The sequence below is a fragment of the Aquitalea aquatica genome (assembly GCF_013911085.1).
Taxonomy (GTDB): Bacteria; Pseudomonadota; Gammaproteobacteria; order Burkholderiales; family Chromobacteriaceae; genus Aquitalea; species Aquitalea aquatica.
Genome location: NZ_JACERN010000039.1, coordinates 63,647 through 79,975, shown reverse-complemented (window position 1 = coordinate 79,975; position 16,329 = coordinate 63,647). Strand labels below are relative to the sequence as shown.

Annotated in this window: 13 protein-coding genes; 7 read left to right on the top strand and 6 right to left on the bottom strand. The window is 63.5% G+C overall.

Going from position 1 to position 16,329, the window contains the following annotated elements; genetic code table 11:
* Positions 1–68: 68 nt before the first annotated feature.
* From H2Z84_RS15195 to H2Z84_RS15180, 4 genes are all read right to left on the bottom strand, one after another.
* Positions 69–767 (bottom strand): aspartate/glutamate racemase family protein, encoded by a 699-nt coding sequence (locus tag H2Z84_RS15195; RefSeq protein ID WP_181836737.1) that lies wholly within the window; start codon positions 765–767, stop codon positions 69–71.
* A gap of 18 nt (positions 768–785) precedes the next feature.
* The gene (locus H2Z84_RS15190) at positions 786–2,372 is read right to left on the bottom strand and encodes an EAL domain-containing protein (RefSeq protein ID WP_181836736.1); all 1,587 of its coding nucleotides are present in this window, start codon (positions 2,370–2,372) and stop codon (positions 786–788) included.
* 92 nt (positions 2,373–2,464) lie between these two features.
* Entirely contained in the window at positions 2,465–3,847 is a 1,383-nt protein-coding gene (gene argH / locus H2Z84_RS15185; protein ID WP_181836735.1) for an argininosuccinate lyase, read from the bottom strand.
* 114 nt (positions 3,848–3,961) lie between these two features.
* Positions 3,962–4,885, bottom strand: coding sequence for a LysR family transcriptional regulator (locus tag H2Z84_RS15180; protein ID WP_181836734.1), 924 nt, complete (start codon positions 4,883–4,885; stop codon positions 3,962–3,964).
* 90 nt (positions 4,886–4,975) lie between these two features.
* Here H2Z84_RS15180 and H2Z84_RS15175 point away from each other — a divergent pair, with 90 nt between their 5' ends.
* The 4 genes from H2Z84_RS15175 (at position 4,976) to H2Z84_RS15160 (ending at position 8,442) form a co-directional block, all read left to right on the top strand.
* Positions 4,976–5,881 carry a DMT family transporter gene (locus H2Z84_RS15175; RefSeq protein ID WP_181836733.1) on the top strand — a complete coding sequence of 302 codons (906 nt, stop codon included), beginning with the start codon at positions 4,976–4,978 and terminating at the stop codon, positions 5,879–5,881.
* A 75-nt stretch (positions 5,882–5,956) separates the two neighbouring features.
* Positions 5,957–6,970 carry a sensor histidine kinase gene (locus H2Z84_RS15170; protein ID WP_220272866.1) on the top strand — a complete coding sequence of 338 codons (1,014 nt, stop codon included), beginning with the start codon at positions 5,957–5,959 and terminating at the stop codon, positions 6,968–6,970.
* A gap of 17 nt (positions 6,971–6,987) precedes the next feature.
* Entirely contained in the window at positions 6,988–7,569 is a 582-nt protein-coding gene (locus H2Z84_RS15165; protein WP_181836732.1) for a TMEM175 family protein, read from the top strand.
* 60 nt (positions 7,570–7,629) lie between these two features.
* Positions 7,630–8,442 carry an FkbM family methyltransferase gene (locus H2Z84_RS15160; RefSeq protein ID WP_181836731.1) on the top strand — a complete coding sequence of 271 codons (813 nt, stop codon included), beginning with the start codon at positions 7,630–7,632 and terminating at the stop codon, positions 8,440–8,442.
* Positions 8,443–8,454: 12 nt separating this feature from the next.
* Here H2Z84_RS15160 and H2Z84_RS15155 read toward each other — a convergent pair whose 3' ends face one another.
* Together H2Z84_RS15155 and ppc are read right to left on the bottom strand one after the other, a co-directional pair.
* Complete coding sequence (locus H2Z84_RS15155) at positions 8,455–10,407, bottom strand: oxidoreductase (protein WP_181836730.1); 1,953 nt, start codon at positions 10,405–10,407, stop codon at positions 8,455–8,457.
* 187 nt (positions 10,408–10,594) lie between these two features.
* A complete protein-coding gene (gene ppc / locus H2Z84_RS15150; protein ID WP_181836729.1) occupies positions 10,595–13,294 on the bottom strand; it encodes a phosphoenolpyruvate carboxylase in 2,700 nt (899 codons plus the stop codon).
* A gap of 349 nt (positions 13,295–13,643) precedes the next feature.
* On the opposite strand from ppc, the gene hemC reads away from it, so the two are divergent.
* Genes hemC through H2Z84_RS15135 form a run of 3 tightly spaced genes read left to right on the top strand, consistent with a single transcriptional unit; the run spans position 13,644 to position 16,329 of the window.
* Positions 13,644–14,573 carry a hydroxymethylbilane synthase gene (gene hemC / locus H2Z84_RS15145; RefSeq protein WP_181836728.1) on the top strand — a complete coding sequence of 310 codons (930 nt, stop codon included), beginning with the start codon at positions 13,644–13,646 and terminating at the stop codon, positions 14,571–14,573.
* Positions 14,570–15,310: a uroporphyrinogen-III synthase gene (locus tag H2Z84_RS15140; protein ID WP_181836727.1), complete on the top strand. Its 741-nt coding sequence runs from the start codon at positions 14,570–14,572 to the stop codon at positions 15,308–15,310. Before hemC ends, H2Z84_RS15140 begins: the two co-directional genes overlap by 4 nt.
* Entirely contained in the window at positions 15,307–16,329 is a 1,023-nt protein-coding gene (locus H2Z84_RS15135; RefSeq protein ID WP_181836726.1) for a uroporphyrinogen-III C-methyltransferase, read from the top strand. The genes H2Z84_RS15140 and H2Z84_RS15135 overlap by 4 nt, the downstream gene beginning before the upstream one ends.

The window sequence follows — 16,329 nt, the reverse complement described above, 5'->3', positions numbered from 1 at the left end:
GCACCAATCCGCCCTTGACCCGCCACAAGCCTTTGGCGAAAGCCGTATTCGTACAACACGCGGCCACACTAGCCGAGCGCGGCCTGCATGGCTGCTGCAGCCAGTACCGCCGTGGTATCCACTGCCGGCATGCCGCAATTGGCCTCGTCCAGCACCAGCGGCAGCTCGGTACAGGCCAGGGCAAGGCCATCACAGCCCTGAGCACGCAAGCCAGCCACCACCTGCAGCAGTTGGCGCAGGCCATCCGCACTGGCCCTGCCGGTGGGCACCAGCTCGTCAAAGATCACCTGCTGCAGCATGGCCTGCTGCGCCGGGTCCGGAATGCACTCTTCGATGCCCACGGCGGTAAACGGCGCACGGTAAAGATGGGACTGCATGGTCCAGCGCGTGCCCAGCACACCCACCCGGCGCAAACCACGGTGCTGGCAATCGGCCGCCACCACATCCAGCATGCTCAGCACCGGCACGGGGGAGCGCTGGCGGATGCCGTCGATACGGCAATGCACGGTATTGGCCGGAATCACCGCCAGTTGCGCCCCGGCCACCGCCAGTCGCTGCAACGAACCGACGATGGAGTCTTCCACGATGTCCCAGCGCTCTTGTAGCTGGGCGGCATGCACCACGCCGAAGTCTGGCTGGTCGAGCACGAAACGCGGGTGATGATGATGGCCACCGCACAGGCTGGCAGAAAGCTGGTGCAGCTTGGACAGGCAATCAAGGGCGCCGGGGACGGTTACGCCGGCCACGCCGATAACGGGGAGAGTCATGTGTGGGCTTTGCATCAGTTAGGGGTGTACCTCGGCATGGGCGCGGGTACGCGGTTCGGAAGGCCTATTATGCCATTCGGGACGCAGCAGGAACTCGCTGATCGGCATGGGCCGCGCATAGCGGTAGCCTTGCAACAGGTGTGCGCCGTGCTGACGCAGATAATCTTCCTGCTGCATGCACTCCACCCCTTCTGCCACCACCGTCAGCCCTAGCTTGGCCGCCAGCTGCAAAATGCTGTCCAGGATATCTGCCGACAGGCTGTCACTGCCGATACCAGCCACAAAGCTGCGGTCTATCTTCAGCTCATCCACATCCATTTTCTGCAAATAGGACAAGCTGGAATGCCCGGTGCCGAAATCATCGATGGCAATGCGCACACCCAGATCGTGCAGTTGCACCAGCAGGGCATCGGTGTCGGGGCCGGTGGTGATCAGCTCACGCTCGGTCAGCTCCAGGGTAAGCCGGATGCTGCCAGGCGGGAAAGCCGACAGAAAGGCGGCGCAGTCGGCCGGCAAGGAGCCATCGGCCACATAGGCGGCACTGACATTGATACTGATCTGAAAACCGGCCGGCAAAGTGAGCGCGCCCAACTGGGCGGCAGTCTGTTGCATCAGTGAGCGGGTCATCGCCACGATATGGCCGGTACTCTCGGCAAAGGGGATGAACAACTCCGGCAGCACCATGCCATCAAGTGGATGATGCCAGCGCATCAGCACCTCCACCCCGCACCACTGCAGATGTTGGGTATCGACCAGCGGCTGCAGGTAAGGAATGAACTCCTGCTGGCGCACCGCCCGTTGCAATTCGCGGCTGGGGGCACCGCTGCGCAGCAGCAGGCGATGAAAGCCCCAGCTGAAAGTGCAGCTGAACAGCAGCAGCAAAATCAGCTGGTCCGGCTCTTGGCCCAGCCGTTGCAGCAGCATTTTGGGCATGGAGTAATCCATGACCACGGCCAATGGATAACGTGTGGATGCCAGACTGCGTTGCTGCCAGTAAGGGCGGGCCTGTGGGAAGGTCATGCTGCCGTTTTCGTCCAGCCAGCGGTCGCCAATATGCAGATAAAACCAGGAATCCCGCTCCAGATGCGCCAGCCGGTCCTTGAGATAGTCACTATCCACCACGACCTGAATACCGCTGACATCAGCGCGCTTCGCCTCTAACCACAACATCAGCAAGGGGTGCCAGGGCGACAAACGGTTACCGCGCCATAATTGCAGCCGCTCCGTGCGCGGGTATTCCTGCGAATAGGCAGGTGCATGCCAGCCAATCACCGAATCGCAATATACCCTGCCAACGTGATCAATCAGCCGCATCGAACGGACATAGGGCTGGGCGGTGGCCTGGCGGCGCATTTCCGGATAGATCAGCTGGCAGTCCAGGCTGGGCTGCTGCAGCATGCTCTCGCCGGTGCGCTGGGCCTGATCCACTATCTGCTCGATCTTTTCCAGCTTGTCGGCAAGCTGGACTTCCAACGAGTGCTGGATGCCCGCATGAAACTGGTAAAGCATCAACAGGCCGCCCAGCATCAACAAGGCCAGCCCGGGCAGCATGGTGAGCAGGATGCGCTGGCTGCGCCCCAGCGGCTCGATGGAAGGAAATTGCACGGAACCCCCGCTGAAAATTCATCACAGGTCCCACTGTAGGCCAATAAAAAACCGCCGAGAGCGGCGGTTTGGTTTTAAACAGTATTAACTGTTCAACTGGCCAGTCTTGCCTTGTGGCGGGCAATCTGGGCACGCACTTGATTAGGCGCAGTACCGCCAACATGGTCGCGCTGGGCCAGGCTGCCTTCTGGCGTCAGCACCTGGTAGATGTCCTGCTCGATCAGCTGGCTGAACTGTTTGAGTTCGTCCAGCGACAGATCGGCCAGATCCACACCACGGCCTTCGGCATAGCGCACGCTCAGGGCCACCACTTCGTGGCTGTCGCGGAAGGGCAGGCCCTTCTTCACCAGGTAGTCGGCCAGGTCGGTGGCAGTGGCAAAGCCCTGCAGCACGGCGGCGCGCATGGCTTCCGGCTTCACGGTGACGCCACGCATCATGTCAGCGTAGATGCGCAGGGTGTCGATCAGCGTGTCCACGGTGTCGAACAAGGGTTCCTTGTCTTCCTGATTGTCCTTGTTGTAAGCCAGCGGCTGCGCCTTCATCAGGGTGACCAGCGCAATCAGGTGGCCTACCACGCGGCCGGATTTGCCACGTACCAGTTCTGGCACGTCCGGGTTTTTCTTCTGCGGCATGATGGAGCTGCCGGTGCAGAAGCGGTCGGCGATGTCGATGAAGCCGACACGCGGGCTCATCCACAGGATCAGCTCTTCCGACAGGCGGCTCAGGTGCACCATCACCAGGCTGGCGGCGGCGGTGAATTCGATGGCAAAGTCACGGTCGGACACGGCGTCCAGCGAGTTGTGGCACACATCGTCAAAACCCAGCAGCTGGGCTGTGTAATGGCGGTCGATGGGGAAGGTAGTGCCGGCCAGTGCGGCAGCGCCCAGCGGCAGGCGATTGACGCGCTTGCGGCAGTCGCTCATGCGCTCGGCGTCGCGTGCCAGCATTTCCACATAGGCCAGCATGTGGTGGCCAAAGGTCACCGGCTGGGCTACTTGCAGGTGGGTGAAGCCCGGCATCACGGTGTCAGCATGCTTTTCCGCCAGTTCCAGCAAGCTGGTTTGCAGCTCGGCGATGAAGCCGACGATGGCGTCGATCTGCGCGCGCAGCCACAGGCGAATGTCGGTGGCCACCTGGTCATTACGCGAACGGCCGGTGTGCAGGCGTTTGCCGGCATCGCCAATCTTGTCGGTAAGGCGACGTTCCACATTCATGTGCACGTCTTCCAGATCCACGCTCCACTCCAGCCGGCCGGCGCGGATATCGTCCAGGATTTCAGCCATGCCGCGTCGGATTGCCGCCACGTCGTCATCGGACAGCACACCCGCCTTGTTCAGCATGGCGGCGTGCGCCAGCGAGCCTTCGATGTCGAATTCGGCCAGACGTTTGTCGAAGTCGATCGAGGCGGTGTATTTCTTGACGAGTTCGGAAACCGGTTCGCTGAAGCGACCGGACCAGGCATGGCTTTCTTGCATCTCGATGATTCCCTGCGGTGATTGTTCTGGGCTACCCCAAGGCAGCAGCGGCAATTATAGGGAAAGCCTCCCCTCAGGGCGAGTCGGGTCTTGCCCGGCTGTGGCATTACCGTGTCATGGCGACGTTTTCGCGCCCAGCTTGTCAGCCAGATAGTCAATCAGCACGCGCACCTTGGGCGCCAGATAGCGATTGGGCGGATACAGCAGCCAGGCCATGCCGCGATAGGCGGTGGTGAACTCCCAATCGTCCAGCACGGTTTCCACCTGCCCCGCCGCCAGCGCGGCCTGCGCGGTAAAGTGCGGCAAGGGTGCAATGCCCAGGTGGGCCAGCACGCCTTGCAGCCGCAGTTCGCTGTGATTGGTGGCATAGCGGCCACTCACCGCCACCGTCAGCTGTTCGTTGCCACGGCGCAGCTGCCAGCGCTTGTCGGCCTCATGCTCGGCCAGGTACAGACACAGGTGCTGGGTCAGATCGCGTGGGTGAGCCGGCCGGCCATGTGTAGCCAGATACTGCGGCGAGGCACACAGCAACTGGCGCACCGGCAGCAAGGGCCGCCCGGCCATGCCCGGCGGCGGGGTGTCGGTCACCCGCACGGTCAGGTCCAGCCCCTCGGCCAATGGGTCGACATCGCGGTCGCTGATGAACAGCTCCACATCCACCTGTGGATAACTGGCGAGGAAGGCCGGCATCAGCGGTGCCACCACAAAGCGGCCAAAGGCCTTGGGCATGCTGATACGCACCCGGCCCTGCGGCCGGGCATGTTGTTGCTGGGCCAGTTGCACCGCTTCGTCGGCGGCATCCAGCATGCTGCGACAGCGTGCCAGCGTGGCCTGCCCGGCATCGGTCAGCCGCAACTGGCGGGTAGTGCGCTCCAGCAAGCGCACCCCCAGCGCTGCCTCCAGCCGTGCTACCTGGCGGCTGAGCGCCGATGGCGTCATGCCCAGTTGCCGTGCCGCCGCCGAAAAACTGCCACGCTCCACCACCAGCACAAATACCGCCATGTCCGGCAGCATGGCTATCAAGCTATTTGTTCCCATTACGCACAACTCCTGTTCCGACAACAGCGATTATCAAGCCATGAGCAAATAATAATAATGAACGCACTGACCCGACAATGAAAGCCCGCCATGCACAGCCGCCACCCCTTGCATCAACGTTACCCCGGCCTGCCCGACCTGTTGCTGCTGCTGGTCGCCATGGTATGGGGCAGCAGTTACGGGCTGGCCAAGGAGGCGCTGCAGTTTTATCCGGTGCTGGGTGTACTGGCGCTGCGCTTCGGCCTGAGCTTCCTGCTGCTGTTGCCAGCCCAGCGCGCTCTGGCCGACCCTGCCGTCCGTCGCGCCACCCTGGGCGCGGCCCTGCCGCTGGGGCTGGGCCTGCTGGCGATTTTCCTGTGTGAGACCTATGGCATCGCCCATACCACGGCGGCCAATGCCGCCTTTCTGATCAGCCTATGCCTGGTGCTGACGCCTTTTGCCGAATGGCTGTTGCTGGGGCAACAGCCGGGGCGCGATGCGCTGCTGGCGGCGGCAGCTGCACTCTGCGGTGCCTGGCTGCTGAGCGGTGCTACTCATTTGCAGCTGAACAGCGGCGATCTGCTGATCCTGCTGGCCGCGGTTCTGCGTGCAGTCGTTACCAGCCTCACCCGCAAGCTGACTGCAGACCGGCCGGTGGCCACGCTGGCACTGACCGGCCTGCAAGGGCTGCTGATCTGCCTGGGCTGCCTGCTGCTGGCCAGCCTGAACGGTGGTTTGCCCACCCTGCCAAAACAGGCAGCGTTCTGGGGGGATATCTTGTTCCTGGTGTTGTGCTGCACCCTGTTCGCCTTTTTCGCCATGAACTATGCGCTGCGCCACAGCAGTGCCACCCGGGTGGCCTTGCTCACCGGCAGCGAGCCGGTATTCGGTGCCCTGTTCGCCGTGCTGTGGCTGGGCGAGACGCTGAGCGTCAGCAGCTGGCTGGGCGGTTTGCTGATGGTGGCAGCCAGCCTGTGGGCGGTGCGGCCGGGCAGATGGCAAGCAGTCACCGCCTGAATGCCGCCGCGCTGATTGGCCGGGCCGGACGGGGGCTTGCTATCATTGAGCTACCTGTCCCTTGCCCCCGACCCCATGCGCCAGCCTCTGCGACAACACCCGGCCTTTGCCATCCCTGATTTCCGCAATCTGGGGGTGATGCTGCGCATCCTGCTGTCACTCAATCTGCTGCTGTTATGCAGTGCCGTTTTCCTGCCGGACGGCGATACGCTAACCCTGCGCATCCTGAGCCGGGCCAGCTGGGTGGAGCCATCACTGCTACTGAGCCTGGGCCTGCTCGGCCTGCTGTCACCCTGGCTGGCCCGGCAGCAGCGCGGCAGCTGGCTGGTGGTGGCCCTGTGCATGCTGTGCGTACTGGTGCAGGAGCGCCTGCTCAATCCGCTGGAATTACCACGGCTGGAGCGCCCGCTATTGGCCGGCCTGCTGGCGATCTTGCTGCTGCATTACTTCAGCCTGCGCCAGCGTGCACTATCGCCGGCACTGGGCGAGGCCCGGCTGGCGGCACTACAGGCGCGCATCCGCCCGCACTTCCTGTTCAACAGCCTGAATGCCGCCATCGCCCTGATCCGCTCGCGGCCGGAAAAGGCGGAAATGGTGCTGGAAAACCTGGCCGACCTGTTTCGCGCGCAGATGGCCGACCCCGGCCATACCTCCAGCCTGGAACGGGAAATCGAGCTGGCCAAGATGTATCTGGCCATCGAAAGCGAACGCTTGGGCCAGCGCCTGAACGTGGTATGGGATATACAGGCAGCCCTGGATGCCAGCCTGCCGCCGCTGCTGTTGCAACCGCTGGTGGAAAACGCCGTGCACCATGGCGTGGAGCGCTGCGGCGCTGGCGGCGAGATCCGCATCCGCGCCCAGCTCAAAAGCGGCCAGCTGTTGCTGAGCGTCAGTAACCCGCTGACCGGGCAGGGTGAGCCGCATCGTGGCAACCGCATGGCGCTGGACAATCTGCGCGAACGGCTGGAGCTGTTTTACGATGCCGAGGCCTCCTTGCAGGTGGCCGCCGCCGACGGCCGGTACCACACCCTGGTGCGCCTGCCCTATCGCCCCTTGTCCCCCCAGCAACAATCTGCACTGCTGCACTGAACCACTAGGGAGCCACCATGGGCAAAAACCGCCTGGAAGCCTTCAGCGATGGTGTGATCGCCATCATCATCACCATCATGGTGCTGGAATTGAAAGTCCCGCACGACACCAGCCTGGCGGCATTGACCGCCTTGTGGCCGGTCTTCCTCAGCTATGTGCTGAGCTTTGTCTATGTCGGCATCTACTGGAACAATCACCACCATTTCTACCACGTGGTGCGTCAGGTGGACGGACGCGTGCTATGGGCCAATCTGCACCTGTTGTTCTGGCTGTCGCTGCTGCCATTCGTCACCGGCTGGATGGGGGAAAATCATATGGCTGCGCTGCCGGTGGCCCTGTACGGCGTGGTGCTGCTGATGTCCGCGTTGGCCTGGTATCTGATGCAGCGCACCCTGCTGTGCGTGCCAGGCAACCGCGAAGTCATGACCCGGGCCCTGGGCCGCGACCTGAAAGGCAGGCTGTCGCCCTGGTTCTACCTGGCCGGCATCGGGCTATCGTTTTACCAAAGCTGGCTGGGGGCTGCCGTCTACGGCCTGCTGGCGCTGTGGTGGCTGGTGCCTGACCAGCGCATGGAACAGGCAAGCCGGGCACAACATTGATCTGTCATCACCGGCACAGTACGGCATAATCGCCGCTATCTCTTCTGACAGACCCTGGCCATGAAAAACATTCCGCGCCCCGCTCCCTTCATGTTGCTGTCCACCAATCACGGCAGCATGATCGTCAACCGTAACGACTTCGCCCCTTCCGACGGCGAATCCTATGGTGTCGGCTACCAGTTGATGACGCAAAGCGGCTACGAACAGGAAGAAGTGGACTTCGTGCTGGCCTTGCTGGCCAGCTGCCTGCGCGACCGGGGCGAAGGCGTGCTGGCCATCGACTGCGGTGCCAATATCGGTGTGCACACCATCGAAATGGCCCGTTTCATGTACACCTGGGGCCATGTCGTTGCCTTTGAGGCGCAGGAAAAAATCTACTACGCCCTGTGCGGCAATATCGCTCTCAACAACTGCCTGAACGTCAATGCGCTCAACTCGGCGGTGGGGGCCAGCTGCGGGCAGATCGACATCCCCGAACCGGACTACCTGCGCCCTGGCTCCTTCGGCAGCGTGGAGTTGCAGCAATCCGCCAGCAATGAATTCATCGGCCAGGCACTGGACTACCAGCACCGCACCATCCGCATCGATCTGGTCAGCCTGGACTCACTGGGCTTGCAGCGCATCGACTTCATCAAGATCGACGTAGAAGGCATGGAGGATCAGGTGCTGCAAGGCGCGGAGCAGTCCATCCGCCGCTGCCGGCCGCTGATTTTCATGGAAATCATCAAGTCCGACATGACGGTAATCCGCCCCTGGCTAGAAGCGCTGGGCTACCAGCTGTATTCGGCCGGCGTCAATGTGCTGGCCGTACATCAGGACGATGCACTGATCCCGCACCTGAAGAACGAAGGCGGCCGCCTGCAGCTGGTTTAGCCCTGTGCGCGGCTAGAGCCGCCAGGCCAGCCGGGTGGCTTCGTAAATGGCCTCTTCGGCGGTGCGCGGGGCCAGACAGTCGCCAATGGCATGGATCTCCAGAGCCAAGCCGTCCAGCTGCTGCCGCAAGCCATCCACCGGCTGCAGTGGCTGGCATAGCACCAGCGTGTCGATGCCCTCGCACAGCATGGCTTCCTCGCTGGCGGTGTGTTGCAGATAAACCGTGTCCTCGTCCACCCCATACAGTCGGGCATAGGGGATGATGGTCACCTGCAGCCGATGCAACTGGGCCGCCAGCTGGTCGCGCACATACATTTGTAGTGCCTGACCCATATGGGTGGCATTCACCGCCAGCGTAACCTGATGACCGCTCTGCGCCAGCCGGATCGCCAGCCCCGGCCCAACCCAGTCGGCGCGCCAGTCCGCCACCACTACCCGGCTACCCGGACGAGTACCACGCAGCAGCGCCCAGCCATCCAGTATCTGCATGCCGCCACTGATTTCCAGCCGGGGCGGCGCAGGACGCGCGCCGGTCGCCAGAATCAGCACCTCAGCCTCCTGCTGCAGCACCAGCGCCCGGTCTACCATCTGGCCCAGCACCACCTGCACACCCGCCTGTTGCAGCTCGTATTGCAGATTGGTGAGCAGGCCACCAAACTCGGCCCGCCCCGGCAGTTGCTGCGCCAGCAATACCTGCCCACCCAGCTGGTTGCCCGCCTCATACAGCGTAACCTGGTGGCCACGCTGCGCGGCGATCACCGCCGCCTTCATCCCGGCCGGCCCACCGCCCACCACCATCACCCGCCGTGGTCTTGCTGCTGGAGTCAGCGTGCCAAATTGCAGTTCGCGCCCGGATACCGGGTTCTGGATGCAGGAAATCGGCAAGCCACGGTGAAAGCGGCCGATACAGGCCTGATTACAGCCGATACAGGCGCGAATGACATCGGCCTGGTCTAGTACCACCTTATTGGGCAGTTCCGGGTCGCAGATCAACGCCCGCGTCATGCCACAAGCATCCACCACGCCATCGGCTAGCAATTGCTCTGCTTCCTGTGGCTGGTTGATCCGGCCGGCCAGCAGCAGCGGAATGACCAGTTGCCGGCGGAAGCGCCTGGCCTGCTCGGCCAGATAGGCTGCCGGGTAGGCCATGGGTGGGGCAATATGCACCGCACCGCCCAGGCTGGCCGAGGTACCGGCCACCAGGCTGACATAATCCAGCTCGGCCTGCATGGCGATGCAGGCCGCAAGCGCTTCGCCCTCCTCCAGCCCCTCCGCATCGCACTCCCCGGCGGAAATGCGCAAGCCCACCACGCAGTCCGCATCCACCTCAGCGCGGATCGCCGCCACCACCTCGCGCAAAAAGCGCAACCGGGCCGCGGCATCGCCGCCATAGCCATCGCTGCGCTGGTTGAGCCGAGGATTGAGAAACTGCGCCGGCAGATAACCATGGCTGGCCACGATCTCCACGCCATCTATGCCGGCCGTGCGGATACGCCGTGCCGCCGCAGCATAGCCCGCCACGATTTCAGCAATTTCCGCCTTGGTCAGCGCCCGTGCCACCACATGAAAGCGCTCGCTGGCACAGCGGGAAGCAGAATAAGCCACCGCCTGCATGCCATCGGCGGTTTCCATGATTTCACTGCCGGGATGAAACAGCTGGGCAAATACCCTTGCCCCCTCGGCCTGCACCGCCGTGGCCAGTGCCCGATAGCCCGCAATACAGCCATCGTCGGTAGCCATCAGCGCGTGCGAGGTGTAAAGCGCACTCTCATGCACACCGGACACCTGCAGCACGATCAGGCCGACACCGCCCCGTGCCCGCGCCTGATGATAGGCAATCAGCGCCGGGCTGACCTGGCAGTCCACCGGCAGCACGGTATCGTGGCCGGTGGAAACGATGCGGTTGCGCAAGGTGACACTGCCAATCTGCAGCGGTGACAGCAAATGGGGAAAACGAGTGGACATGGTAGCTCCGGATGCAGGACGTTCGGGGGGAAACAAGTCTGCCGATATTAAAAAGTGTCGCGTGCCATTGCTGCTGCCACTTCGATATGCCCATCCGGCACCGGCACTGCTCATGCGCTGCCTACCCCAAAGAAAAACCGCCACCCGAAGGTGACGGTTTGTTGTCATTTCCCAGCGGCATGGGCGATCAGCCGCTGTTGCGCAGGCCGGCCGAGGTGCCGTTGATGGTGAGATGGATGGCGTACAGCGCTTCGGCATCGTCCGGATTTTCGCGCAGGCGCTGCAGCAGGTCGGCCTGCAGCAGGTTCAGTGCATCCAGATAGGGCAGACGGGTTTCCAGGCTGCGGTGCAGGGTGGGGTTCTGCTGCAACAGGCTGCTCTGGCCGCTGATGGCGAAGAAAGCATCGTGGGTTTTCAGCCATTCTGCCTCGATCTGGCCGAACAACTGCTCGGCCAGCGCCCGGTCGCTCACCAGTCCGGCAAAACGACGGGCGATGCCCAGGTCGGCCTTGGCCAGCACCTGTTCCATATTCGACAGAATCACCTGGAAGAACGGCGAAGTACGGTACAGACCCTGCAGGCGGGCCAGCCCGGCGTCGCCATGGCGGGCAATGAAGCCGGCCACGGCCGAGCCGAAACCGAACCAGCCCGGCAGCATCACCCGCGACTGCGACCAGGAGAATACCCAGGGGATGGCGCGCAGGTCCTTGATGGAAGCCAGGCTCTTGCGCGAGGCCGGGCGGCTGCCGATGTTGAGCTTGGCAATGGCGTTGATCGGCGTGGCTTCCAGGAAGTACTGCATGAAGCCTTCGGTTTCCACCAGCTGGCGGTAGGCCTTGAACGCGGCCTCGGATAGCTCGTCGAATACTTCGCCATCCGCTTCGCAGCTGGGGTGATTGGTGAGGCTGGCTTCCAGTGTGGCTGCTACCAGTGCTTCCAGGTTGCGCGTGCCAATATCCGGGTCGGAATACTTGGAGGCAATCACCTCGCCCTGCTCGGTAATGCGGATACGCCCGGCCACGCTGCCGGCCGGCTGCGCCATGATGGCCTCGAAGGACGGGCCACCGCCACGCCCCACCGAGCCGCCACGGCCGTGGAACAGCCGCAGCTTGACGCCCGCCTTGTCGAAGCTCTGCACCAGCCGCTGCTCGGCCTTGTACAGCTCCCACTGGCTGGTGAGATAACCACCGTCCTTGTTGCTGTCGGAATAGCCCAGCATCACTTCCTGCATCATGCCGCGGCTCTTCAGCAGCAGCTGGTACCACGGCAGGGCAAACAGCGTGTCCATGATGTCGGTGGCGGCCACCAGGTCGGCAATGGTTTCGAACAGCGGCACCACATTGATGGTGGATACCGGCATGCCGTTTTCCAGCCGGATCAGGCCGGTTTCCTTCAGGATCAACGCCAGCGACAAGATATCGCTGACGGTGGCGCAATTGGAAATGATGCTCTGACTGATGGCTTCCTTGCCGAATTGCTGCTGGATCAGCGCTGCTTCGCGGAAGATGGCCAGCTCTTTTTCGGTACCGGCGCTGTAACTCAGATACGGCGAATACAGCAGGCGCGGGGTGGACAATTCGCGCAGCAGCACACGGATGCGCGCGGCCTCGTCCAGCGCCGGGTAATGCTCCAGCCCGGCACTGGAGAACAGCTCGCTCACCACCGCCTCGTGCATGCCCGCAAACTGGCGCAGGTCCACCGGCATCAGGAAGAAGCCGAACACTTCCACCGCACGGCGCAGGCGTGCCAGGCGGCCATCAGCCAGCAGGTCACTGCCATGGGCGATAAGCGAATCGGCCACGGTGGCGAGGTCGGCCTGAAACGCCGCGATATCGGCATAGGGCTCACCCACCGGCCAGCGACCACGTACTGCCAGTCCCAGTTCGGCCGCCTTGCCCAGCAGGCGGGCTTCGATGGTGGCCAGGGCGCGGCGGTAAGGCTCCTGCTCGCGGCTTTCCTTGTTGTCCGGCGTCTGGTCGGACAGCGCCTGCAAGGCCGGGCTGACCGCGACATGGCGCTCGGACAGCGACAGCTCGCGGTACAGGGCTGCCAGCTCAGCCAGATATTGTTCGAAAGCCTGGGTGGCTTGCAGGGTGAAGGCGTGGCGCAAGACCGCGGCGTTGACATTGGGGTTACCGTCGCGGTCGCCACCGATCCAGCTACCGACACGGATAAACGGCGGCAGCGTCGGCGTCTGGCCCCAGGCCGTTTCCACTTCCTTGCCCAGGCGCTGATACAGCCGTGGCAGGGCGGAGAAGAAAGTCATCGGGTGGTAGGCCACGCCGTTCTTGATTTCATCTTCCACCGACAATTTGAAATGGCGGATTTCCGAGGTTTGCCACATGGACAGGATCACCCGCTTGAGCTTGCCATCCAGCTCGCTTTCTTCCTCGGGGGTGATGTCGGGCGAACCCAGCTGGCTGAGGAATTTGCGCACGGCGCGGTGGCCATCCAGCACGCTCTGGCGCTGTACCTCGGTGGGGTGGGCCGTGAGGATGGCGCCGACATAGGCATCCTCCAGCGTTGCCGCCAGCTGGGCAAAGCTGACGCCGTCTTCCTTCAGCCGCGCCAGCGCCCGGTTCAGGCTGCCCTGCTGCGGCCGCGAACCGGCAATCTGGTGCGCACGACGACGACGGGTGTGGTGCAGGTCTTCCGCGATATTAAACAGCTGCGCATACAGGCCACAGGCGCGCACCAGTGCGGTGGTGGCCTTGGGCGACAGGCTGGCCGGCAGCGGCAGCGCGCGCTGTTCCGGCGTGCGCACGGCAATGGCTTTCACCTCCTGATACACCTCGGGGCCTTCCTGGGCATGCAATACCTCGCCCAACAGGCGGTCCAGCCGCGCCAGGTCGGCACGTAGGGGAAGATCCTTGTCCAGCTCCGTCATGTCCTGTTTCCTTTGTCGAATCGTCTGGCCGAACTATCCGCTTGCGGTGTACATGCCACCGGAACCGAGATGACGGCCTTGTGTATGAATGGGATGGCAATCTTCTCAAGACAGGTTGCTACCTGGCTTCAGCAGACTGGCGAACAAACATCATAGGCAGCATTGCCGCTGTAGTGTGTTCATTACCGAATTTTCCTGATTTTTTTCGCACATTTTGTGCACAACAGCAACGGGGGTTGACCCTTGCCCTCCCCTCGCCGCCAATTACTTGATTCCTTGATCCGAGTCCGAGCCTTGCCATGCCTGCATGCTAGAATCGGACGAAAATTCATCGTCAGGAATGCAATTCATGGACAAGATCGTCATCGCCAGCCGCGAAAGCCGCCTGGCCATGTGGCAGGCAGAGCACATTCAGGCCCGCTTGCAAGCGCTGTATCCGCACCTCACCGTCGAAATCCTCGGCATGACCACCCAGGGCGACCAAATCCTGGACAAGACCCTGTCCAAGATCGGCGGCAAGGGCCTGTTCGTGAAAGAGCTGGAAGTGGCGCTGGCCGAAGGCCGCGCCGATCTGGCCGTGCACTCCATCAAGGACGTGCCCATGGTGCTGCCCGAAGGCTTTGCCCTAGCCGCCATCTGCGAACGCGAAGACCCGCGCGATGCCTTTGTCTCCAACAAGTTTGCCAGCCTGGCAGAGCTGCCGGCAGGGGCCGTGGTGGGCACATCCAGCCTGCGTCGCGAATCGCAACTGCGCGCACGCTACCCGCAACTGGTGATCAAGCCCTTGCGTGGCAATGTGCAAACCCGCCTGCGCAAGCTGGATGATGGCGAATACGATGCCATCATTCTGGCCGCCGCCGGCCTCAAGCGCCTGGAGCTACACGACCGCATCCGGTCAGAACTCGCCCCGTCGGAAAGCCTGCCGGCTGCCGGTCAGGGCGCGCTGGGCATTGAAATCCGCGCCGACCGCGCCGACATGCTGGCGCTGCTGCAGCCGCTGAATCACCCGGACACCCACGCCTGTGTCAGCGCCGAGCGCGCACTGGCACGTGAACTGGGCGGCAGCTGTCAGGTACCGCTGGGCGCCTTTGCCACCCTCAGCGACGAAGTCATCAGCCTGGGCGGCTTTGTCGCGCATCCGGATGGCTCGGTCATGCTCACCGCCGCCGCCAGTGCGCCGCGCCAGTATGCCGAATCGCTGGGCCGCGCCGTGGCCAAACGCCTGCTGGATGACGGCGCCAAGCCGCTGATCGACGCCGTACTGAAAGACCAGCAATGACAACGGCTGGCCGCCGCATCCTGGTGGCCAGACCGGCCGCGCAAAGCGGCCGTTTGCTGCAACTAATGGCCGCTGCCGGCTGGCAGGGGCAAAGCTTCCCGGTGATGGAGATCCAGCCGCAGCCAGAAGCGCTGGCCCACCTGCCACAGCAGGCCGCGCAGGCCGACTGGCTGTTTTTCGTCAGCCCCAGCGCCATCGACGTGGCCTGGCCGACGCTGCAGGCACAGCCACCGGCGGCGCGGCTGGCCTGTGTCGGCCAGGCCAGTGCCCGCCGCCTGGCCATGCTCAGCGGGCAGGACATCCTGTTTCCCACGGCAGGCAGCGACAGCGAAGCCCTGCTGGCCCTGCCCCAGCTGGCGGATGTCGCCGGTCAGCACTGGCTGATCGTACGCGGCCAGGGCGGCCGTGCCCTGCTGGCCGATACCCTGCGCGCCCGTGGTGCCACGGTGACGCTGGCCGAAGTCTACCAGCGGGTGGATGGCCGGCCGGACTGGCGCCTGCTGGATGACGGCCTGCCGGACGCCATGGTGATCACTTCCAGTGAAATGGCCGAGCAATTGTTCAGACTGGCTGGTCCGGCAAGAGCCGGGACGTTACAATGCCTTTTGTATTGTGTGCCGCACCCGCGCATTGCCGAACGATTGCAGGCTCTGGGCGCGACACGCATCGTGACAACCCGGGCCGATGACGATGCGCTCGTCGCCGGCCTCAGAGAATGGTTCTCCCGTCACCCATGAGCGAAACCCAGACTGTCGACACCCCCCGTCCGTCCCGCAAGAAACAGCTGAACCTGGCCCTGCTGGTGGCGCTGGCTGCCCTTGGCCTATCCGGCTGGCAGTTGTACAGCACCCAGCAGGAACTGACTGCCGCCCGTCAGGAACTGGCAGGCCGGCTGGCTGAAGGCAATGGCGCCTCCAAGGAATTGCGCGGCATGACCGAGCAGGCGCTGACCGCCGCCCGCGCCACCGACGCCAAGCTGGCGGTCCTGGAAACCCGCGTCAATGAATCCGCTGGCCAGTACGCCACGCTGAATGGCATGTACCAGGAGTTGACCAAGACCCGCAGCGACTGGCTGCTGTCCGAGGTGGAACACACCCTGGCCATTGCCAGCCAGCAGCTGCAGCTGGCCGGTAACGTCCCCGCCGCCATCTCCGCACTGCAGATGGTGGATGCCCGCCTGTCGAAATTCGACCAACCGCAGCTGATCGCAGTGAAAAAAGCCGTGGCTACCGATCTGGAAAAGCTCAAGGCCCTGCCCTATCTGGACACCGTCGGCCTCACCGTCAAGCTGGACCGGCTGATGCTGTCCGGCGACAGCCTGCCGCTGGTGGTGGATGCCCATCGCCTGCAAGACAAGCGTGCTGCCAAGCCGCTGCCGGCCAGCGCCCCCTTCTGGGAACGCCTGGTGGCCGACATCAGCCAGAGCCTGGGCGAGCTGGTGCACATCCGCCGCATGGACAAGCCCGAAGCGCTGCTGCTGTCGCCTGAACAAGCCTTCTTCCTGCGGGAAAACCTGAAAATGCGCCTGCTGGATGCCCGCCTGGCCCTGATCCAGCGTGATGGCACTACCTTCGATGCCGATGTCAGCGCCGCCCAGTCCTATGTGCTGCGCTACTTCGACAATGACGCGCCGGCCACCCGCCAGTGGCTGTCCACCTTGCTGGAACTGAAAGGTGCGCCACTGTCCGTAACCCTGCCCGACCTCAATGCCAGCCTGAAAGCGGTACGTGATGCCCAGGGCAACAAGGGAGACTGA